This window comes from Ignavibacteria bacterium (genome assembly GCA_017303675.1).
GTDB lineage: Bacteria > Bacteroidota > Ignavibacteria > Tepidaquicellales > OLB5 > OLB5.
The window spans coordinates 1,121,361-1,143,665 of record JAFLBX010000001.1; the positions used below are offsets into that span (position 1 = coordinate 1,121,361).

The following is a 22,305-nucleotide window of genomic DNA, read 5'->3' on the forward strand; positions in this document are numbered from 1 at the left end:
CTGATATGAAAAAGACTGCAGATAAGTATGGTCTAAAGAGTATCAATGAACTTAAAGAATATATAGAATTCGGCAATAATTGCCAGTTTTGCCACCCCTACATTGAATTAATGTTTAAAACAGGTGAAACTGAGTTTGAACCTGTAATTGAATAAATTTTCCTTCCTTCAAAAGAGGTGATTAATTGAATAAAATTATTGCGGTTGTTGGTATGTGCGGCTCAGGCAAAAGCGAAGCGGTGAAATTCTTTGTTGATAGCGGCTACAAGCGTGTTTACTTTGGCGAAGTAGTTATGAATGAAATGAAAAGGCTGGGACTTGAAGTGAACGAAGCCAATGAACGCGCAACAAGGGAAAATCTGCGAAAGGAATTCGGAATGGGCGCAATGGCAGTGAAGTCACTGCCTGTAATTGAAGAGTTTATGAAGCACAGTAATGTTGTCATCGAAAGCCTTTATTCATGGGAAGAGTTTAAGATATTAAAAGATAAGTTCGGTGAAGCATTTAAGCTGATCACAATTTATACTACTAAGGATCTGCGTTATGAAAGGCTGCTTAAAAGACCCTTCAGACCGCTGACTTATGAGGAGTCAAAAAGCCGTGATATAAGTGAGATAGAGAAGCTTGATAAAGGCGGTCCGATTGCATACACTGATTACCTTATAATTAATGACGGCTCGCTGGAAGAGATGAATGAAGAATTGAAGAAATATGTTTGACTCAAGTTTAAAATTTCAATTAATAAAGATTCCTGCTTTCGCAGGAATGACAATGTAGAAGTATAGATTCCCGCTTTCTCCCAGAAGGGTGAACAGGGAATGACAGAAGAATGAAAAGAAAAGATTACATTTCGTGGGATGAGTATTTTATGGGAATTGCATTGCTTTCAGCAAAGCGGAGCAAGGATCCCAGCACACAGGTCGGCGCATGTATTGTGAACCAGTACAACAAAATTGTGGGTATCGGTTACAATGGGTTCCCCATAGGCTGTGATGATGACCAGCTACCATGGGGCAAAACTGCGGAAGATAACAATGAAACCAAATATCCATACGTTGTGCATGCCGAAGCCAATGCGATACTTAATTCTACCAAAGACCTGCATGGCTCAAGAGTTTATGTTGCGTTATTCCCATGCAATGAATGTACAAAACTTATAATTCAATCAGGCATAAAAGAAATTATATACCTTTCAGATAAATATAAAGATACCGATAGTGTAAAGGCATCAAAGAAAATGCTGGATATGGCTAAGGTTACATACAGGCAGTTAGACCTGGGTGACCATAAGATCGAAATTGATTTTAAGATAGGTTAGCATTCCGGTTATGGATAAGAAGAAAGTCACACTGGAAGAAGCAAAAAAGGCAGGGGGCAAAAGGTACCGCGAAAAGGTACAGAAAGTGCTTGCTGAATACGAACAATTACCCGACGAAGAAAAACACCAGTCGCATTTATATTACGGATACGGCAAAGGCAAAACCACGGCAGCTATGGGGCTCGCTTTCCGCGCCCTTGGCGCAGGTATGAGAGTTGCAATTGTTGAGTTCGATAAAGGCCACGACCAGGCCAAAGAGCATTACTTTGAGCGCAGGATATTCTTTAAGCTCAAAGAGCTGGGCTATCCCGTTGAGCTCCACTCAAGCGGCTGCGAAAGAATGAATGAGGACGGTACTTTCCGTTTTAAGAATGCCGAAGAGGATTTTGAGGAGGCAAAGAGGGCATTAGCCATTGTTCGTGACCTGATAGTAAACGGTAAACAAAATGTACTTGTGCTTGATGAGTTTGTAGCTGCGGCAAATTATCATTTAATAGAAGAAAAGGATGTATTTGATATACTTGAGCTGTATGATAAAAACCGAAGGTTTGAGCTTGTTATGACCGGGCACAAGTTATTTGAGGGGCTTGAAGAAAGGGTTGATCTTATCACAGAAAACAGGAAAGTAAAACATTATTTTGATAAAGGAATACAGGCGAGAAAAGGAATAGAATACTAAAAGCAGAAGGCAGAAATAAAAAGGCAAAAAAATAAATCAAGTGAATAACATAAATCTTATCATTATGAAAATACATAAATTCACACTCATTTTAACAATTTTAATCCTTTCGATAATATTTAATGCATGTAATGATTCAAACGGTCCTACTGTAAATAATAATGGAGGAAACTCCTTAGCAGGGGCGTATATACTTTATTACACTCCTGCCACAAGTACAGATTATGCATATTATGATGCCGTTAAGGATTCAGTAACGGATTTTGTGTTTACTTCAAATAATCCGGGAGTGAAGCTTAATGTAAATCCGGGTGAAATGAAGATGAATTCAGACAGGAAGCTTTATTTCACAACGCTTGGCATACCGGGAAACAACGGTACGATATATAAGATAGATCCATTCAGCAATAATATTGAAGATTCGTTAAGATTTGGTAATTCTCCTGATGGATTTGCTATCAATAACAACAGGATAGTCGTAGGTAATTCCGGAAGTACAAATGTTACTGTGCTTGATCTGGATTTTAATATTATAAAAGATACAATTGAAGTAGGCAGCAATCCCGCAAATGTTATATACGGCTTCAATAAATACATTGTTACCCGGAATACATTAAATAATGAAAGATCTGCAGCATTTGTAGATGAAATAAATTACTCAGTAACTAAATTATTCTATCCGGCAGTGCCTTCAAACGCAATATACAATGTAAACGGAATTTTCATTTCAACAAATAATAACAGGAATATTTACAGAGTAGATCCAGGTTCACTTACCACCACAGATTCTTTTCCTTTACCCACAATGTTTGCCGGAATCAGTGAACTTATATTAAAAACCCAAAACAGCTTTTATTCAATTGCCGATAACAGGGAAATTTGGCTTGTAAAGGCAGAATCAGGAACGCTGACTTTTACAAGGATCATGGAAGCGGTATCGGATCTATTTATCAGAACTGCCGCTTTTGAATCTGCTGCAAATGAGTTATATTTTACCAGTGAATCATTTACAGGAGGTAACACTCTTTATATTTTAAACGGAGAAAGCGGTATTGTAAAGCGGATAAAATCTTTCGCAGGCAATAACACCAAAAGTATTATCTTCAGGTATTTTTAGAGGTTAGTATATCCTTATTGCGGTATACGATCATTCCGGTGATTATTGTAATAACGCACATTATCAATCCGCCCGCTATATCTACCACATAATGATACCTTAAATATATTGTAGCCGCTACCATACATAAAAAATACGGCAGGTAGAAGTAAAATGACTTCGATTTAAATTTCCACGAAAGATACATTATAAGAAACGCCGTGATAGTATGCAGGCTTGGCATTGCATCACGCTGAACAAAATCCTGCGGATTCGGAACACCGGGTGGAATAGACTCTCCCATATTAAGAAATGCCCTTATTGGTTCAGTTAATAATATACCCGGCATTTCAGTACTTATGGCGTAAAAATCATGCAGATGAAATCTGGGACCGTTTGCCGGAAACAGCAAATAAAGTATATAGCTTGTAAAAAAACTGAAGAATAAAATAAATATTGTATACTTGAATTCCTTAAACCTGTTCCATAAGTATAGCTCAAGCCCGAATACAACTATCATTGGATAGTAGTAAACATAAACTATCTGAAGGAATTCGGTCAAATAGGGATTTTCAAATCGGTACGCCCACTGGGTTGGATTTACCCCAAATAGCGAGAAATCAAGCCTCATGAACACCGGGTCCCAATCCATTGGCTTAAGCGCATATCCAATAATATACACCTGCTTAAAAATGAAGAGAATTGCCGCGACACCGTACCAGTATCTTAACAGCTTTAATGGTGAAGAGTTGCTTAATCTGCTCTCACCGTATTTTTCTGCAAGGAGCTCATACTTTGTTACAATTTTGTAAATGCCCCAAACCAAAAATAAATTCACAGAAGCAAGAACCAGCCAGTAACCTATCTTAAAATTGAAATAAAAATAGATAAGGCTAAGCACTAACAGCATTGCCTGTGTTACTATATCAGCGGGTGAAAGATATTTTGTATATTTTTTAATAAGCTGTTACCGGTTAATTAAAGCAGCCATTTTAGTGAAAGTGTTGCAAGAGTAAGAAAGACTGTTATTCCCACAACATCCTGGAACGCGGTTTCAAATGGTCCCACAGTAATTGCCGGATCAAAACCCAGCCTTTTAGAAAGCAGGGGAGTAGTAGTGCCTACAAAGGCTGAGATATTTATGGATATACACATTGAAATACCCACAACAAGCCCGAAAATTACCTTGCCAAACCAGAATGCGCCGATCAATCCGATAATAACACCGCAAATTGTGCCTATAATTAAGCTTATCTGCAGCGAGCGTTTTACCGGTTCAGTCCACCGGGTGAGCGATATTCCGCCCGTAGAAAGCGCTCTTACTGTCATAGCCGAAGCCTGAAGTCCGGTATTGCCGGAAATAGCCGAAATAATAGGCATAAATGATGTGAGCAGCAAAACTTTAGCAAGTGTTTCATCATAATAATTTATTACAACACCTGCCAAAAACTGAATTCCCAGTGTAATAAGCACCCACGGAAGGCGGAGCCATGCTATCTGGAACGGTGATTTGCTGGCAAGCTCTTCAGCATCAGAACCTACGATCTTAGCAACATCTTCTGTGAATTCTTCTTCCATGATCTCGGCAATATCATCAAATGAAATTTTGCCGACTACTCTGTGAGATTTATCTATAACAGGAACTGATACAAGATCATATTTTCTCATTACAGCAGCTACTTCTTCCCTGTCGGTATCAACATCAACTGAGATCACTTCGTCAGACATTATATCAGCCATTATAACAGAAGGGGTGTTTAAAGCAACAATTATCTTTTTTAATGATACTATTCCCTGGAGCTTTCCGTCTGAATCAGTTACCCACACATGATACAGGTGTTCATTATCGGGCGCTTCTTCACGGATTATTTCAACAGCGCGGTTAATGGAATCAGCGGCATTAACAGTCACAAACTCCTTCTGCATAATACCGCCTGCGGTATGCTCATGGTAATTTAAGAGCTCTTTTACTTCGCTGGAATCTTCAGCTTCCATTTGACCCAGCACATCTTCGGCTTTTTCATCTTCAAGATCGCCGATAATATCTGTTGCGTCATCGGAATCCATCTCGCCGACAATTTCACTGATCTCTCCGCTGGAAAGATGCTCCAATATAAATTCCCTGATATGGTCGCCAAGCTCCAGTATAACTTCTGCCTGGATCTCATCACTTAAGAGCTTGAACAGCCTTAAGCCTTCATTTTCTTCCAGGTTATCAATTATCAGTGCAATATCTGCCGGATAAATATCTGCAAGAATATTCCTGAGCAGAACATCTGAGCCGCTTTCAATAAGCTCAGAAATATCACTTAGAAGCTGCTCGTCAACTTCTATTACTGCTCTGTGTTGTTTTTTATCAGGCATTTTTATGCTTAATTGTTAAAATTGGAATCTTGCGTATGCGCTTTCCAGGATCTGGTTTTCTGCGGATGAATACACACCTGAACGGAACTTCAGGTATGCATTATATCCTATCATTGCTGCATTATCAGTTGAATAAATCTTTTCAGGAAAGTATATACTGTAACCCTCAGCTTCATATTTTTCAAAGCCTTTTCTCAAGGCGCTGTTGGCTGATACACCGCCGGATACTGCAATAATCTTTACATTATGGTCCCTGGCAGCGCGGATGGTTTTTTCGATGAGTGAGCCTGTTACCGCTGCCTGGAAGGAAGCGGCAATATCATTCACATTCATTTCCAATGAAGCTTTCTGAGAGCCGAAATTATTTTTTAGATAATATAACACTGATGTTTTAATTCCGCTGAATGAAAAATCATACGGCCTGCCTTTAATGCTTGATCTTGGAAATTTATGGAAATCAGGGTTTCCTGTCTGTGCAAGGTTATCTATAACAGGTCCTCCGGGATATTCCAATCCAAGCATTTTTGCAACTTTATCAAATGCTTCGCCTGCGGCATCATCATGTGTGCTGCCAAGTATTTTGTAAGATGAATAATTTTCAACAAGAAATAATATTGTATGCCCACCTGAAACAACCAGAGCAATAAACGGAAATTCTATTTCTTCTTTTCCTATAAAACAGGAATAGAGGTGAGATTCAATATGATCAATTCCCATAAACGGGAGCTTTGCTGCAAGCGCAAAACCTTTTGCGTAATTATATCCAACCAGGATAGAACCTATCAAACCGGGACCCCGTGTGGCGGCAACCAATGAAATATCGGATCTTTTTAATCCTGATCTTTCAAAGCAGCAATTAACAATTTCATCTATATGCTCTACATGAGCTCTTGATGCAAGTTCCGGTACAATTCCACCGTATTCTTTATGGAAATATTGAGATGATATAATATTGGATATGACTTTGCCGTTGGTTAAAATGGCTGCTGATGTTTCATCACAAGAGGATTCTATGGCAAATGTTATTATATCCATTTACAAAAATAGGATTTTAATTGAATTTTAGCAATTCTTACTGAAAACACACGATAATAATTAACCTGTTTTCGGCATATATACCGTAAGTATGGTATTGAGAACACTAACCATATATCCTAATTTAGTATCCCCAAATGAAAATGTTGTTTGATTTTATGAAAAAATTGATTATTATTGTAACCGGGGGTATGCGCAAGTAATATTATGCATTAATGGCTTAGTTATAAAGTAACACTTTAAAGAAGCTATTTTTCAATCATTTAAAAAAATTTATGTTGAAGAGATTACTCCCAATTTTCTTGATTTTCGCTGTAAATTACTATGTTTTATACTCTCAGGAATTTGTTAACTCCGGCAGCTATGCGGATAGGACAAACTCAGTATCTGATATTGGAAATTTAGATTTTTCTTTAAAATTAAAGAATAACGGCGAAAATAAATATTCCACATCTTCTTCATCTTTCAGTGAAAGAAAGGCCGGTTTAAATCCCTTCAAAAAAACTTCAACCCAGGAGATCGGTTCATTCAAGTTAAAGGAAAAAGTTACCAAAGCCGGTAAAAAATACATAGATGTTTATTTCCATAACTTTTATGATTCTTACCAGGAAAATTACATAGCGAATTTTATAGGACACCTTCATTTTGGAGTGGGTCCCGGATTTTTTGTTGGACCGTATCTTGATGTTTATGCAGATTCAAGATCAAGCAAAGCTCTTATTTATAATGATAGGTTTGTTGAAATTGGGTTTTTCTTAAGATATTATTTCTTTAAGAATCTTTATTTTGAAGGCAGGATAGGCTATACAAGGCAGATAGACCTTGATTCAAACAAAATAAACTTTAAGCCTATGCTGGTTTATTTTTACAGGTTCGGAGAGCCGGTATTTAAACGCACAAAATCCAGCGATCCAAAGACAAGTCTTTACCTCGATATATATTACGCCGCAATGTATGATTACAAATACAAAAATGCGTTCTTACAGGGGATACTTACCCAGGCTTTGAGGTTCAGCATGAAGGGTTATTCATACTTCGAAAATTACCTGTTCCAGTCAGGGCAGTTTGACGGCAGGAAGGTTGATTACAATAACTATTTTGAAATTGGTACAGGCGTAAGGTTCAAGCCGAATATGCTTGTGGGTCCGGTAATTTTTGTTGAGCCCACATATAAAATATATTTCTTCGGTGATAAGAAAAATTCGTTCCAGCTAAAGGCAGGGTTTATACTGAACTTCTTCCTGGAAATGTAATTATACACAAATTTTATTTTTGAAAGAAAAAATTATAAAAGTTAATTAAAACTATATGCAAGAAGTTTTCACAGTATTACTCTGGATCTGTTCAATTCTGCTGATAATAAGCGGAATAGACGATGTGCTGGTTGACCTGCTTTACTGGTTCAACCGCTGGAAATATAACAGGAGCCTGCCTAATATGGATGATGTGCTGGCAGCCGGTGAGAACAATATTGCTCTTGTTATCTGCGCATGGCGCGAATATAAAGTTATAGGCAGAACGCTTACTTACGCGCTCAGCAAAATGAGGTATTCCAATTTTACTATTTTTGTGGGGATATACCCCAATGATACAAAAACCCTTGAAGTTGTTAAGCGTATCGCGCAGAAGAACAACAAAGTTGTTATCTGCGTGAACTCTCATGACGGGCCGACTACAAAAGCCGATAACCTTAACAATGTTTATGAATCAATTAAACGCTTCGAAAAGGATAACGGAAAGAACTTTGATGTTATTTCAATTCACGACAGCGAAGATTTTATACACCCGTTAACGCTTAAAATTGATAACTACCTTATAATGCACCAGGGCATTGATGCCGTGCAGATACCTGTTGTGCCTATTAAAGATGACAGGGGAAAGTTCATTCACAGAACTTACTGCGATGCTTTTGCGGAAGTACACTCAAAGGATCTTATTGTAAGACAGGCGCTAAAGGTATTTATACCTTTTGCGGGAACCGGGATGTCATTTCGCCGCGAAATTTTTATGAACTTAGACGCGCATTACCCGCAGGTGTTCAATGAAGCGAATTTAACAGAAGATTACGAGCTTGGCTTAAGGTTATTTAAGATGGGCTATAAAACAGCTTATATTAACCTTTTAATTGATAAAAACAATCCCAACAGCCGTGTTGCGACCGGTGAATACTTCCCGAATACTTTCTGGGCTGCTGTTAAGCAGCGCTCAAGATGGACAGCCGGCATTTGCTTCCAGAACTGGAAGATGCACAAGTGGGCAGGTAACCTGAAAACAAAATATTTCCTGATGCGTGACAGGAAAACCATCTTCAGCAACTTTATGGTGCTCTTAAGCAATCTGGTTTTCGCGCTCTTCCTTCTTTACCTGCTTGGCTTTGGATTGGGTATAAGAGTGTTTGAGTCAGCGGTTGAGCAGAACACAGCATTGTGGTTCTTCCTGTGGGCATGTTTTTTCTTTATGGTGTGGCGTCTGGTTCACAGGTTCATATTCACTTACAGCTGGTACGGCCTCAAGTACGCCTTCTTCAGCTTAATAAGGCTTAACTTTGATAACCTGATAAACTTCTTCGCGACCTTCAGGGCTATGAAGGTATTTATGAACATGAAGAACAAAGTTGTATGGGAATCAACTGATCATTATTGATCAAAAAGAAATTTTAAAATTACCATGGTACACTAAGGGGGCGGTCTGAACATAGGTCGCCCTTTTTATTTATCTTGAAAAACCCTTAAAGATACATTAGATTAGAATAATAAATTATAACCACACCGCAATGAAAAGACTTATACTTTTCGAGCTTATCGTACTATTTTTAGCCACAACCTTTGAAAGTGACTCTCCTCCCGGCTGGTTCCAGCAGACATTGCCCAGAACAGATATTACGGTGCAGGATATTTATTTTATTGATAGTTTAATGGGTTTTTGTGTTGTCAGAAAAAATACAAATGACAGTGCTTTCATTTATAAAACAAGTGATGGAGGGAACAACTGGGCTACAGCATTTGGTGAAAACATATATCTGACAACCATTCAATTTGTTGATAATAATACAGGCTATAGCGTTGGTTCAGGGGGTGGGGGAGGCATAGTCAAAAAAACAATAAATGGTGGTGTAAACTGGTATACTTCTGCTTTGGTTTCAGGTTTTCCGCTTTCAGATGTTTTTTTTGTAAACGAAAATACCGGTTGGACATGCAGTGAAGATATTTTTGGTGCAGGGTTACTAAAAACGACCAACGGCGGAGTAAACTGGCAGAGCCAGCTAGGCGCAAGCTTTAAGCCAACAAAACTTTTTTTCCTGAATGAAGATACAGGCTGGGTTAATTGCAATGGTGTTGTGAACAGCGGAACATACAGAACTACAGATGCTGGAGTAAGTTGGGTTAAAATGGATAATATTGGTTTTGGTGATATATATTTTTTTAATAAATTAGTAGGTATAAGAGCCAGCGGTGAATTTTATAAAACTACAAATGGTGGTATAAACTGGTTCGTAACTTCAAGTCTTGCCGGTGGCAAGCTTTCTTTTGTAACTGATTCAATTGGCTGGGCTGGGAATAATTTTAATAATATTACAAAAACCACCACAGGTGGTAATACATGGTTTTATCAGTCATCACCAATCTTCAATAATCTGAGTATCAGTGCTGTTGAAACATTAAAAGCATGGGCGGGTGGAAATGGCTTAGTACATACAACAGATGGTGGCGGACCGCCAGTAGGAATTGAACCAGTCGGAACAGAAATTCCATCAGAATATAAATTATTCCAGAATTACCCAAATCCTTTTAATCCGGTTACAAATATCGGATTTCGGATTGCCGGTTTCGGATTGGTTACACTCAAAATATTTGATATAACTGGAAAAGAAATTACCACTCTTATTAATGAAGAATTAAGGGCAGGAGAATATAAAACTGACTGGAATGCTTCAGGTTTTTCATCAGGGGTGTATTTTTATTCATTAACTGTTGAGGGACAAATTATAGATACCAAAAAAATGTTGATGATTAAGTAAGAATTACTTAATCAGAAATCCCTATTTATCGGGAATTCTTATCAAAAATATTATCTAAAAAAACGCTTTAAATAATTAACTGAAATTTTAAACCCTAAAAATTAAAAGTTATGAAAACTTTACTCAGGATCACAGTTACACTTGCATTACCGGTTATATACTTTATCATTGCTTCGGCATTTAAGCCCACTGAACCTTTAAAAGTAACAGATGCCTCAAAAGTGAACTTAATACAACCACCAACAGCCCAAATACCTAAGGACTTTACACATTTTATACTTAACTATGGTATTCAGGATGGAGATAACGAGTGGGATAATTTTACAGCGTTCTGGCCATATTATAAAGATACCCTGCATTATAACGGAATACAGTTATATGATTACGGGGCGGATACTACTGGACAGTTTGGAGTACCATTAAGAACAGACCAGATAGCTACTGTAAACTCGCTAATAACCGGAACGCAGAACCGTGGATTAAGAAGTAATTTTCAGCGTATAAATATATCCAAGCTTTGCCAGGATGGTCAAAGAATGGTATTTGAATCAGAAGGCGGCAATGAAGGATACTCATACAGTTCCAGAATGTCCGGCTCAGGGCCGGTTTCCGATAGCGGACGAAGTGTGATAAAGGGTTGCGCATCGTGTCCGCCAAGTATGCCGGCAGGTATGCTTTGTGAAAGCGTAACAGAAAATCTGCAATTTGCGCTATCATATACATATGACTGGGCGCCCCAGCAGAATTGGCATCTGAAGCCGGTTATGAGAATTAAACAAAGTGACTTCAGCGCAAATGATACAAGACCTGTGGTTGCAATTTATACAAGGAACTTTGATGGTGTTTACATTGATACTGTAATTCTGAGAGTAAGAAATTTTGCAAATGGAAGTGGTCAGTATTTTGGACAATATACGGACAAATACACTTTTCAGGGTTCAGATGATTCAATGTTAGTTAACGGCAGGAAAGATACAGCTACAGGCTTAATGTATGGCTATACACGCGAGAACGTTAACGCAAGCCAGATTGATTTTAAGATATACTGGTTCGGGCAGGTTGATGTATGGTTTGATAAACTGGTTGTGGATAATGATATTGCTAACAGACTTTTTCTAACAGATACACTGGCAAATTTTAACCAATATTTAAATGCTGAAGTTAATAACTTCGGGAATAATCTTGACATGTTTTTTGTAGATGAGTGTGTAACAACTAACCTGCCATGCATTAAATACGTAAACGATTATATCAAAAACTCAGGTTTACCTTCGCCGCCCTTAAGTTATGCGGTTTCATATAATATGAATTTCCACTATACAAGAAATGATGCAAACACTTTTAAGATGTATCTTGATACAGTTAAACCGGATATAATTCAGGTAGATGCCCACGCGTTGCAGTTTCATGACCAGGGTGAACCCGGCTGCATACCGATTAATTCATTTGACTCATTGCTTGTTGATCCTAAAGTCCCCGCAGACTGGAAAGTAAATAATCAAACTTATAATACATATCTGCAGGAGTGTTTAGGTCAAAAAGATAGCTATGTTTGGCCTATGGAAGGTTCGTTTATTTACCAGATACATAAGACCCGGGAAAATATTACGTCAGCTTCAAATAATACACGCATATCAATTCAGCCTCAGATACAGGGCTGGCTAATACACAACAACATTAACGGCAAATTCAGGTATGGCTGCCGCGAGCCGTTAAATGAAGAAATAAGCGCTCAGGCATGGATAGCACTTTCATACGGCGCAGATTACCTGAACTGGTTCTGGCTGCCAACAATGACACCGCTTACCGCCGATGTATCTCAGCGGAACGGTCCGATGGATATGAGTGTAGATCCTGGTGACGAGACATACACTTTTGGCGTGTTTGATACACCATCTCAACCCAGAAGACAAAACCTATATGGACAGAACAAATTTGATTACCTCTGTACCCTAAACTCAAAGATCCTGAATTTAAAACCAACCCTTGACGCAATTACCTGGAACTCAGCATACAGTGTGCACAGTGAAGGTGCGAATCATGGATACATACAAGATATTATGAGCATATTGCCCGGTATAAACGGGCAAAACCCATGTGTAGAAGATCATCCCAACGGACCTTACATGGATTGTACTGACGATAGATATTGGGAAATGGGATTTTATAACGATATTGGAACAGCAAAATATTTTGTTATGGTTAACCGCAGATGTATTCCTTCAGGCGGCGGATATGCAGGTGATAACAGGGTATTAAGGATAAAATTCAACTTGACCGGACCTGTTAATTGGCAAATAAGTGAAGTTGGAAGTTCTGTAAGACTAAAAGTATTTGACAGAACTAAATACGCTTCATTCGGTGAAAATCCCGGTGAAATGGGCTGGTTCAATCCCGGTGAAGGTAAGTTGTTTAAAATTGAACCGGCATTCCCTAAAGGTGGCATACTTGTAGCTGATGAAGTTATCTCCGGCGGTGAATTTACCTGCGAAGCACCCGTTTACAATAATGGCTATAACATAACGATCGGCGCAAACACAACTATACATTTTAATGATAGCTCTAAGTTCGTAATGGATGGTGGTGTGTTTACAGTGGGCGACCAGAACACATCCGCTCCGCAGAATATAACAAGCGATGCAGCAACAGGAACCTCCTGGAGTGGTCACAGATTCACTAATTGCGAAGTTAAAATTTACGGCGCAACATTTACCGGACTCGCAAACGATACAACTTATGCTGTAAATATAATAGATTGCCCCGTTGTTGATATACGGAACTGTACATTTAACATTAACAGTTCACTCAAAGGCGGAGTTAATGCTGTTTTCTTTAGTGACCCCAACAATGAAATAAGCTTAAGCAATATTTATATTGGAGCAAATACTTTTAATTCATCAGGTTCAACAATACCGACTGTTAATATTTCATCGTATGCAGGTGAAACAACTCCATTAATCATAGAAAACAATACATTCAATGAAGGAAACACAGCAATATTTCTAAGCGGCATAACTGGCGGAGCAATAAAAGGTAATTCTATCACAGATAATTTCATCGGTATAAACGCTTTAACATCTTCCATTGATATAAAATCAAATACAATATCATCTACTGTAAACAACGCACTAGGTATATTTGCCGCAGGCGGCAGTGAGCTTAAAATGAATAATGCCGGCAGTAAAACGCTCGGCGGTTTGAATGATATCTCTAATTCAGGCACAGCGGCAAACAATATTGTTGTTGATGGTTCTGTTTTCCTGCTCGATGGCGGTCAGAATATATTCAATATAACCGATGACCAGACTTCAAAGCATTTATACGGTTACTTCCCGCTGTTCACAGCAGTAAGTTATGATGAGACAAATAACTGCTTTAAACTGAACTCCTCGCCTGTTGACCCGCCGTATAATGTGGTAACATCAGGATTTCAGGGTTCACAAATAACATTTAACTTCACTCCATATCTATCAGGCTGTGAAGCAAATGAAGGCGGAGACGGCTTTGCAATAAACCTTGGTGATGGCATTTACGATACAATTTACAACGAAGGCTCCGGTTCAGGCGGAAGCAGTCATTCATCACGTCTCCTCCTTGCCAAGGGGGAGTACCCGCAGGGGGAGGGGGTCTATTATAAACAGGCTCAGATCCCGCCAAGGCGGGACTTCGAAATGACTTCGTCATTTCTTGAATACGATTCCATCAGCGTACTCATGCGTTACCGTAACTACACACAGGCAAAAACAAAATGCCTTGACCTAATCAACACATACCCTGATAGCATTCAGAGCTTGAATGCTGTATCAAAGCTGTTCTTATCCACTGTTGCCAGTGATACATCTTACAATGCAGTAAATGAGCTGAAGATATATTACGAAGATCTTATTCTTAATCACGGGTATAATACTTCTCTTGTAAAACGCGCAAATTATTACATTCTGAAGTGTAAAGTAAGAATGCGTGAATACACACAGGCTTTGGCAGGCTTCCAGCAGATAATTAATCAAAATCCATACAGCTACGAAGGACTTATAGCAAGGTGGGATTATATGGCAACTTCATTGCTTATTCAGGGACAAGGCGGCGCTTTCAGCAACTTAAATATAGAAGTATCAAGCAGCATTGACATAGTCAATGCACTCCAAAGAGAAGCCAATGATGACGACCGCTCACCGTTTACCAAGGAACAACGGCAGGATATCAGGAAATCGATTAATACAGCTATAGAAATATCAAAAGATGAAGATGACAGGAAAATAAAAACACTGGAAGTAAAGTCAGAGCAGGGTGATGTTAATGCTTCCAAAGAGCTTGAACAGATCAGATCATTAAAACAGGTAGTAAAAACTGAAAAGCCAAAAAGCATAATTGAACATGTACGGATAGTATCAGAAGATATAAGGAAAGTATTTGGCTCAAATACCAGCGGTAAAGGCAATGAACCGAAGAATATTCCAATGGTATTCAGGCTATCACAGAATTATCCAAACCCGTTTAATCCAGTAACCAAGATAAATTACGACTTGCCGAAAGATTCAAAGGTAAGGATCGTAATCTATGATATACTTGGCAGGGAAGTTAAACGGCTTGTGAACAGTGAACTCAAAACCGCAGGTTCATACATTGTTGACTTCAATGCATCAAACTATGCAAGCGGTGTTTACTTCTACCGCATAGAAGCCGAAGAGCCTAACGGCAATAAATTTGTGGATAGCAAGAAGATGGTGCTATTGAAGTAGGAATTTTTAGATTTGTCGATTAAGAAAAATCATTAAGTAATGTAATCGCAGAATTTTAGGAGCCTTAAGGGCTCCTTTTTTATCTTTATTTTTTACATTTTCTCACGGTAAAACGGTATAAATCTTCGTTTTATCTTAATTTACGGTTAGTTATCTTTGTTATCTGAAAAAGAAAAATTATGTCTGAAAATACAAATATTGGCGGTTTTAATGTAGGTTTAAATCCCGAAGAAATGAAAGGGAAGAAGGTAATTGTAATAATTTTCGGTACCAGGCCTGAAATTATTAAGCTCTTTGTTTTATACAGGATACTTAAGAAATCCGATGAATTTTACCCGCTGCTTTATAACACAGCGCAGCAGAAGATATCCGGGGATATTTTAACCAAAATCGGTATCCACCCTGATATTACCGCTGCTGAAAAACCAAACCGCTCAAGCGACTTAAATGAGCTTATTGCTCACCTGCTTACTGATTTTAACGAAAAGTTCGGTGAAAGATCACCGATAAAAAAATCAGACCTGCACGGCATCATTGTTCAGGGCGATACAGCTTCAGCCTTTACGGGCGCGCTGTGGGGCTTCCTGAACCAGATACCGGTATTCCACGCTGAAGCAGGACTGCGCACATACGATAAATTAAATCCCTTCCCTGAAGAGTTTATGCGCGAAGCGGTTGCAAGAATGACAACACTTCACTTTGCGCCAAAAGGAATCAACCGCGATAACCTGATAAGAGAAGGCATTAAGCCTGAAAATGTGTTTGTTATTGGAAATACAATCAATGATGCTATCTTCACACTTATAAAAGAAAAGAAGATAAAGGAACCGAAGGAAAAAAATTATATACTCAGTACATTTCACCGCAGAGAGAACTGGGGCTATGTTTCAGATTACGCAAGGATACTTAATTCAGTAATGAATGATGTATCAGGTTACAGCGAGATACTGCATTTAATGCATCCCAACCCGCTTATTCAGCGCAGCTTTGATGAGGTTATGAACGGTAATGCCCATGCAAAGCTTAAAATTATGAACCCCATTCACGACTATTTTGAAATGCTGGGGTATGTTAAAAATGCTGAATGTATTTTAACAGATTCAGGCGGCCTGCAGGAAGAATCACTGTTCTTTAACGTTCCCTGCGGAGTGTTAAGGAAAACCACAGAGCGCCCGGAAGTATTGAAAAAGAACGCAAAGCTGCTCCCCATTGAAAAGCCTGATATTACCAGCTTTTTAACGGAAGCTATCGATTACCGAAAGGTACACCAGTCAAAATATAACTATACATACGGCTTTGGTGACTCAAGCTACCTGATATACGAATTACTCAAGAAGTTTTACGGTATACAAACCGAATTTTCGTTCATATAAAATTTATCAAGATTCCTGCTTTCGCAGGAATGACAAAGTACTTTTGAGAAAGCCGGTTTTGACCGGCTTTTTTGTTTAATATATACGACTCACTAACAAATTAACCCTTGTTTTAAACATCCGTTTTTCTCATTTTATATAAATTCACTGAAGCATTTAACAGTATAACCAAATGACAAAACATGTTATTAAAATACTGTTGGTATCTTACTGTATATTGCCGCACACATTATCCCAGGATAAAGTTCAGGTATTGAATGAAAGTGATAATGTTAAACTGAACAGTACGAAAAGTATAATTAGTGTTGAGCCGTCCGTGAATGAATCCTTACACGAAACTCAAATTAAATCCAAAAGCGAAGAGCTTTACCGTTACTCATTTGATCTTCTTCAAAAAAGTAAAGTATTAAAGGAAGAACGTACTTTTAATATTGTATCATCATTCAGGCAGAATATCAGGTTCGGGGGATTCTGGGACCGCTACGCAATTGTTAACTTTACTCCTGATATGTATATCAAGCCGTTTGATTTCCTAAGTGTTTACGCAGTTCATAATTCAAGTTACTTCATACCTGTAAAGGCAATTAAAGAGCATTTCAGGCTTTTGGCAATTCAAAGCGCCGCAATCCTGGTTATTGATAATTCAGTTAAGCATCTTATGCCGGCGGGGAAAATGATAAGAACAATTACGGGCTTCCTGCTTAAGAATATTGTTATAAACACCCTGCTTGATGATATTTTAAGCCGGGGCAGTGACCGGATATTTGAACAGGGAAGTTACTATTGCGCTGTAAGTATCAGGTTTTAAGATGATATTAAAACAAAAAACCCGGCTCAAGACCGGGTTTTTAAATAAATTTATGATGTATTTATTTTACCAGAATCATTTTTTTTACTTCTGAAAAATCATTTGTTATCATTCTGTAAAAATATACCCCGGAGGCATAAGCACCACCATTAAAATCCGTTTCATAAGTACCGGGTGAAAAGTTCTCATCAACAAGTGTTGTTACCAGTTTACCTGTTACATCATACACCGCAATTTTTACGAAATTATTTTTACCGGTTGAAGGTACTGTAAACCTTATTTTTGTTACGGGATTGAAGGGGTTCGGGTAATTTTGCTTCAGGCTGAAATTCTGCGGAATTTCAGCTGAAAGCTGGTTAATGCCAATTACAAAATTCATCAGCGGAAGCTCGATATATGATCTTGAATTATTGCTGATATATACCTTGTTAGAGCCCGCTCTTAGCGAGGGCAGCATGAACGGATTAGTTCTTAAGAAAGTATCAGTGGTATCGCCGTTAAAATCATACAGAGGAACGTTATCAAGATTTGTTAATTTAACCCTTATTTTTTCTCCTGTTCTGAAGACATGTGAATATGACTGCCCGTTGACATATTTTTGTTTCACCTGGTTTGCAGTGTAGTCCCTGTCAGTCCAGTTTATGCGGGTTACAAGCTTTTCGTTGCCGTTTGGCCTTACAGCATATATCTGCATGTTATACTGGCAAATTTCATTTGCTGTTGATGAGTAATACAGGTATGCATATGGTGTTCCCGCCATAACAGCATCCTGAAGCAATGCCGGGGTATCAAAATAAATTTCATCCTTCTGGAATTTAGCTTCGAACAATGGCCCGCGGAACTCTGTATTCACAAGGTATTCCATGCTCACATTCGGATCAAGTACATCGTTTGTAAAGCTCACATTGGTTTGCGTACCGCCGTAACCGTAAACCTGAAGCTGGTTTGAGGGATGAAAATACAGCTTTACGTTTTCAACGCCTGCCGGCGGCCAAGTTGGCGAGTTATATCTGTTCCATGTCCACTGGCTTTCACTCGCAGGGAACCTGCTGGAAGCATAAGTAAACTTATTGTTAACATTCATGATATTGTTCTGTATTCCGTGCAGGTGGTAATCAATCCAGTCAAGCAGGACCTGGTCTTTATAGGTCTCTTCAGCTTCCACAAGATCACTGCCGTGACCATCCATTGCCCCGAAATACATTTTAATATTATTGTAGGGTAAAATATACGCGCTTTGAATCATACCAAGGGTATTAAAAAATTTATCCTGCCATGCATTTTGCACAAGTACAGGTATCTGGCAATTGCCCACTTGATTAATAAAATCCCTGTTGATCGGTAAGTAGTAATTAAGACTGTCCCATTTTTCTTTTGTGTTTGCATAGATCCACGGTTTAAACCTGCTTACCAGCGGATTGTAGCGCACAATGTTTGTAGGGTAACCGCTTGTCCACAGGAAGGTCATTTTAATACCTCCGTTCTCTATCCAGTTAGAGCCCGCTGTTGGTGATGCAAGATCGGTAATGATAGTTTTTACATTTAACCCTGTGCATACAGCCATGAATGGTATTATTCCGCCCTGTGAGCCGCCGTGAATAAATATCTTGTTATCGTTTGTGTTGGCGTCATTTTTTATATATTGAACTACTTCTTTCAGGTCATTGGCTTCTGTAGTACTGATAAAATTGGAAAGTCCTTCTGATACTCCCTGTCCGCGCATACTGTACACAAACGAATAATAATTATCGTTAGCAAATTCTTCTGCGCTTGGAAGCTCGATCAACTTTGAAAGTCCGTACCCGTGCGTAATAATTGCTACAGGCCAGCCTCCGGCCGGCGGTGTACCGTTTGGAATTAATTTTGTGCAATCAAGCTTAATCCCATCGGTTAGTGTCAGCATAAAATCAACACGTGTATAAGTTCCGCTGTTAGGGTTTGAATTTACCGAATTAACTGAAAATATGATGGAAAACAGGAAAAACAGTATTAAACTTTTCATTTAAATGGGGGATAATTAACGTAATATCGTTATAAATTTAGTATTTAAAAATGAATGTTGCAATAGGAGTTATTACATAAAATAAAAATATGTAATATTACTCAATTTCTTTATATATACGTCCCTTTTAATTATATTTGTAGCTATGGAACAACTCGTAATATCTACATGGAAACACGGCCTGGCGGCCAATGAAAAAGCCAATGAAGTCTTGAATTCCGGCGGTTCTTCGCTGGATGCTGTTGAACAGGGGGTCAGGGTTGCCGAAGATGACCCGAATGTGCTGAGTGTCGGTTACGGCGGTTTGCCTGATGCCGAAGGCAGGGTGACCCTTGATGCTGCTATTATGGACTGGAAAGCCAGGATTGGCTCGGTAATTTGTGTTGAACACATTAAAAATCCGGTATCAGTTGCTAGGCTTATACTTGAAAACACTGAACACGTCAGCCTTGCAGGGGAAGGCGCATATAATTTTGCAATTACTAACGGCTTTCAGCCGGATATCCTGCATACTGAAGGGTCGATTAAAAAGTATATTGAATGGAAAAACGGCCGCTACGGCAGGTCGCAGGAATTTCACACAGACGAATATAAAGTAAAAAAATCCAACGGACTTGGAATAAACGACGACGGCAATCACGATACGATCGGTATGGTTGCCATAGATAAGAATGGCTATATATCAGCATCTTGTACTACCAGCGGAACCGCATGGAAGCTGCACGGCAGGGTGGGTGATACCCCGATTATAGGCGCAGGTTTGTATGTAGATGGCGAAGTAGGCGGAGCAGCTTCAACAGGCAGAGGTGAAGAATGCGTGCGTGCCTGCGGAAGCTTTCTTGTTGTAGAAATGATGGGCAGGGGGATGACACCGCAGGAAGCTTGTGAATATGCTGCAAAAAGAGTGATAAAGCTTAACCTGCTTTCTCATAAGAACCGTGACCATGATTACCAGGTGGGTTTCATAGCAGTTAATGTTAAAGGTGAATACGGAGCTGCAAGCGTAAGAGAAGGCTTTGAATACGCATTGCATTCCGCAGGCAAAAATACCCTTAATAAAAGTAAATACATTATTGATGAAAAATTTGTAATTGAAGATCTTTGAAAATATTAAAAAATGCATACGTTCTTACGTTTAACCGTTCTGATGAATTTGGAAGGTATTCAATACTTTTAAACGGGAACAGGATCACCGATATGGCTGATGATACAGCCAAAGGGAAAGCCAAGCTTGATAAATGGATCGAGCAGTACAGCGCTTCTGCTGAGATCATTGATTGCTCAAGAAAACTGGTTATGCCGCCTCTTGTGAATTCATGTCTTCGCTCAGAAGGCGCATTGATACACTACCTGTTAAAACGAAGACATTATGAAAAAGCTGAAGATGATTTGTGTACTGACCTGATATTCAACTATCTTTATCAGGAATTACCCGGTGAAGGAATACAATCAGACCTATTGAATATTTATGAATATTCCTTCAGCCGTTCACTTAAATCAGGCGTAGGTTATTTAAATGAGTTTTCACTCAGAAAAGATACAAATCACTTAACCCCTCTTACAAATGCTATGAAAAAAACAGGTCAAAGCATTTCTGTATGCTATCCGATTAAACAGGATGCAAATACAATAAGAGACTATAAGTATTTAAACCCTTCATTTTATGTTACCCAGGAAAACCTTCTTACAGTATATGATATTTCCGGTATTACAGAGCTGAAAAACCATAATTTGAGCAGGCTGTTTCTTGAAGTAGCAGTAAATAAAGATGTAACTGAACAGTTCCGCCAAACATTTCACAAATCTGTAATTTCATTATTTGATGAGTACGGGCTTATTGATTCAAGGACATCATTGATAAATCCTTTGTACCTGGATTATAATGATATGAAAATCATTGAAGATAAAAAAGCCAACATAATAATATGCCCGCGCGATCTGAATTATTTCACTTCCAGGTATTTCCCGATCGATGACTTTATAGGGCATGGAATAAACTATTCAATAGCTACAGGATGGCTGGGTGAAGATATCCTGAAAGATCTGAGGTTGTTCAGGAATAAATACAGGGAGCTGAACCTTTCAAGTAAAGAATTGCTTGATTCTGTTACAAGGACTCCGCATTCTTTATATTTTGAAAGTGAGCCTGAAAGCGACCTGAGTTATATGATAGATATCAATAAACCCGCAACATTCGCATTCATAGATTTTGCTGATCTCCGCTTTCAGTTCTTCCCTGAAGAATTAAGTTTCAGCGGTGTTTGTGATTTTATTATTGATAACCTTACATCCAATAATTTTTCAGATATTATGATAGAGGGTGAGTTTAAAGTGAAAAACCATAAATTGATTAATGCTGATGAAGACGGTTTAATTGAACGAATTAACAATACAAGGGAGGTTTTATACAAAACCGGTAAATATGACGAGTTAAAAAAGAAACAAAAAGCCAGAGAAAGCTCAGAAAAGCTTGATATGACGGGAAGAACAGATGATGAGATCAAAATGTTTTCAGATAATTCTGAAAGCAGTGTTGTTACCGAAGAGAAAGATGAATTCCGGATAAAAACAAAGATCCCTGCTTTCAGACCTAAAAAGACCCCCGGGCAAAGAAGCTTATTTGAAGAGTTTGAGCATGTAAGCATTGTTCAGTCAGATGATGAGCAGGATACACCAATGCTAAATCTGTTGGTAACAGATCCTGATTCAAGCAAAAGCGTTGAAGATGAAATTGTCCAGGCAAAAATAGTTGATGAAACAATTATAAAAAGGCTTGGTAATGAAAAAAGGCCAGAGAATGTTAATAAGCCGGTAAATACTGAAAGTAAAATTGAACTTCCAAAGAATGTTAAGCTGAAATTCGGGGATGATTGA

Annotated in this window: 17 protein-coding genes; 13 read left to right on the top strand and 4 right to left on the bottom strand. The window is 38.6% G+C overall.

What is annotated here, in order from left to right:
• Positions 1 to 5: 5 nt before the first annotated feature.
• From J0M37_05155 to J0M37_05175, 5 genes are all read left to right on the top strand, one after another.
• Positions 6 to 155, top strand: coding sequence for a (2Fe-2S)-binding protein (locus J0M37_05155; protein ID MBN8584463.1), 150 nt, complete (start codon positions 6 to 8; stop codon positions 153 to 155).
• Between the two features lie 29 nt (positions 156 to 184).
• Positions 185 to 718: an AAA family ATPase gene (locus J0M37_05160; GenBank protein ID MBN8584464.1), complete on the top strand. Its 534-nt coding sequence runs from the start codon at positions 185 to 187 to the stop codon at positions 716 to 718.
• 110 nt (positions 719 to 828) lie between these two features.
• Complete coding sequence (locus tag J0M37_05165) at positions 829 to 1,317, top strand: dCMP deaminase family protein (protein ID MBN8584465.1); 489 nt, start codon at positions 829 to 831, stop codon at positions 1,315 to 1,317.
• A gap of 10 nt (positions 1,318 to 1,327) precedes the next feature.
• Positions 1,328 to 1,996, top strand: a complete 669-nt coding sequence (locus tag J0M37_05170; GenBank protein ID MBN8584466.1) for a cob(I)yrinic acid a,c-diamide adenosyltransferase — start codon at positions 1,328 to 1,330, stop codon at positions 1,994 to 1,996.
• Positions 1,997 to 2,060: 64 nt separating this feature from the next.
• On the top strand, positions 2,061 to 3,113 hold the full coding sequence (locus J0M37_05175) for a hypothetical protein (protein ID MBN8584467.1): 1,053 nt from the start codon (positions 2,061 to 2,063) through the stop codon (positions 3,111 to 3,113).
• Here J0M37_05175 and J0M37_05180 read toward each other — a convergent pair.
• From J0M37_05180 to tsaD, 3 genes are all read right to left on the bottom strand, one after another.
• Positions 3,100 to 4,002, bottom strand: a complete 903-nt coding sequence (locus J0M37_05180; protein ID MBN8584468.1) for a phosphatase PAP2 family protein — start codon at positions 4,000 to 4,002, stop codon at positions 3,100 to 3,102. The genes J0M37_05175 and J0M37_05180 overlap by 14 nt on opposite strands.
• Before the next feature lie 68 nt (positions 4,003 to 4,070).
• Entirely contained in the window at positions 4,071 to 5,456 is a 1,386-nt protein-coding gene (gene mgtE / locus J0M37_05185) for a magnesium transporter (GenBank protein ID MBN8584469.1), read from the bottom strand.
• Positions 5,457 to 5,471: 15 nt separating this feature from the next.
• Positions 5,472 to 6,491 (bottom strand): tRNA (adenosine(37)-N6)-threonylcarbamoyltransferase complex transferase subunit TsaD, encoded by a 1,020-nt coding sequence (gene tsaD, locus J0M37_05190; protein ID MBN8584470.1) that lies wholly within the window; start codon positions 6,489 to 6,491, stop codon positions 5,472 to 5,474.
• A 275-nt stretch (positions 6,492 to 6,766) separates the two neighbouring features.
• Between tsaD and J0M37_05195 the strand changes: the two genes are divergently transcribed.
• From J0M37_05195 to J0M37_05220, 6 genes are all read left to right on the top strand, one after another.
• Positions 6,767 to 7,744, top strand: coding sequence for a hypothetical protein (locus tag J0M37_05195; protein ID MBN8584471.1), 978 nt, complete (start codon positions 6,767 to 6,769; stop codon positions 7,742 to 7,744).
• Positions 7,745 to 7,799: 55 nt separating this feature from the next.
• On the top strand, positions 7,800 to 9,134 hold the full coding sequence (nrfB, locus tag J0M37_05200; protein MBN8584472.1) for a phage adsorption protein NrfB: 1,335 nt from the start codon (positions 7,800 to 7,802) through the stop codon (positions 9,132 to 9,134).
• 130 nt (positions 9,135 to 9,264) lie between these two features.
• Complete coding sequence (locus tag J0M37_05205; GenBank protein ID MBN8584473.1) at positions 9,265 to 10,509, top strand: T9SS type A sorting domain-containing protein; 1,245 nt, start codon at positions 9,265 to 9,267, stop codon at positions 10,507 to 10,509.
• Positions 10,510 to 14,558: 4,049 nt separating this feature from the next.
• Complete coding sequence (locus J0M37_05210; protein MBN8584474.1) at positions 14,559 to 15,248, top strand: T9SS type A sorting domain-containing protein; 690 nt, start codon at positions 14,559 to 14,561, stop codon at positions 15,246 to 15,248.
• Between the two features lie 179 nt (positions 15,249 to 15,427).
• Positions 15,428 to 16,621: a UDP-N-acetylglucosamine 2-epimerase (non-hydrolyzing) gene (gene wecB, locus J0M37_05215; protein MBN8584475.1), complete on the top strand. Its 1,194-nt coding sequence runs from the start codon at positions 15,428 to 15,430 to the stop codon at positions 16,619 to 16,621.
• A 172-nt stretch (positions 16,622 to 16,793) separates the two neighbouring features.
• Complete coding sequence (locus tag J0M37_05220) at positions 16,794 to 17,429, top strand: hypothetical protein (protein MBN8584476.1); 636 nt, start codon at positions 16,794 to 16,796, stop codon at positions 17,427 to 17,429.
• Between the two features lie 61 nt (positions 17,430 to 17,490).
• Here J0M37_05220 and J0M37_05225 read toward each other — a convergent pair whose 3' ends face one another.
• Positions 17,491 to 19,431 (bottom strand): T9SS type A sorting domain-containing protein, encoded by a 1,941-nt coding sequence (locus J0M37_05225; protein ID MBN8584477.1) that lies wholly within the window; start codon positions 19,429 to 19,431, stop codon positions 17,491 to 17,493.
• Positions 19,432 to 19,576: 145 nt separating this feature from the next.
• Between J0M37_05225 and J0M37_05230 the strand changes: the two genes are divergently transcribed.
• Complete coding sequence (locus J0M37_05230; GenBank protein ID MBN8584478.1) at positions 19,577 to 20,536, top strand: N(4)-(beta-N-acetylglucosaminyl)-L-asparaginase; 960 nt, start codon at positions 19,577 to 19,579, stop codon at positions 20,534 to 20,536.
• Complete coding sequence (locus J0M37_05235) at positions 20,533 to 22,305, top strand: hypothetical protein (protein ID MBN8584479.1); 1,773 nt, start codon at positions 20,533 to 20,535, stop codon at positions 22,303 to 22,305. Before J0M37_05230 ends, J0M37_05235 begins: the two co-directional genes overlap by 4 nt.

What these genes read in the sequence shown, in the direction of transcription:
- J0M37_05155 (MBN8584463.1), top strand. Translation starts at nt 6, where the DNA reads ATGAAAAAGACTGCAGATAAGTATGGTCTAAAGAGTATCAATGAACTT.
- J0M37_05165 (MBN8584465.1), top strand. Translation starts at nt 829, where the DNA reads ATGAAAAGAAAAGATTACATTTCGTGGGATGAGTATTTTATGGGAATT.
- J0M37_05170 (MBN8584466.1), top strand. Translation starts at nt 1,328, where the DNA reads ATGGATAAGAAGAAAGTCACACTGGAAGAAGCAAAAAAGGCAGGGGGC.
- J0M37_05175 (MBN8584467.1), top strand. Translation starts at nt 2,061, where the DNA reads ATGAAAATACATAAATTCACACTCATTTTAACAATTTTAATCCTTTCG.
- J0M37_05180 (MBN8584468.1), bottom strand. Translation starts at nt 4,002, where the DNA reads ATGCTGTTAGTGCTTAGCCTTATCTATTTTTATTTCAATTTTAAGATA.
- mgtE (MBN8584469.1), bottom strand. Translation starts at nt 5,456, where the DNA reads ATGCCTGATAAAAAACAACACAGAGCAGTAATAGAAGTTGACGAGCAG.
- tsaD (MBN8584470.1), bottom strand. Translation starts at nt 6,491, where the DNA reads ATGGATATAATAACATTTGCCATAGAATCCTCTTGTGATGAAACATCA.
- J0M37_05195 (MBN8584471.1), top strand. Translation starts at nt 6,767, where the DNA reads ATGTTGAAGAGATTACTCCCAATTTTCTTGATTTTCGCTGTAAATTAC.
- nrfB (MBN8584472.1), top strand. Translation starts at nt 7,800, where the DNA reads ATGCAAGAAGTTTTCACAGTATTACTCTGGATCTGTTCAATTCTGCTG.
- J0M37_05205 (MBN8584473.1), top strand. Translation starts at nt 9,265, where the DNA reads ATGAAAAGACTTATACTTTTCGAGCTTATCGTACTATTTTTAGCCACA.
- J0M37_05210 (MBN8584474.1), top strand. Translation starts at nt 14,559, where the DNA reads ATGGCAACTTCATTGCTTATTCAGGGACAAGGCGGCGCTTTCAGCAAC.
- wecB (MBN8584475.1), top strand. Translation starts at nt 15,428, where the DNA reads ATGTCTGAAAATACAAATATTGGCGGTTTTAATGTAGGTTTAAATCCC.
- J0M37_05220 (MBN8584476.1), top strand. Translation starts at nt 16,794, where the DNA reads ATGACAAAACATGTTATTAAAATACTGTTGGTATCTTACTGTATATTG.
- J0M37_05225 (MBN8584477.1), bottom strand. Translation starts at nt 19,431, where the DNA reads ATGAAAAGTTTAATACTGTTTTTCCTGTTTTCCATCATATTTTCAGTT.
- J0M37_05230 (MBN8584478.1), top strand. Translation starts at nt 19,577, where the DNA reads ATGGAACAACTCGTAATATCTACATGGAAACACGGCCTGGCGGCCAAT.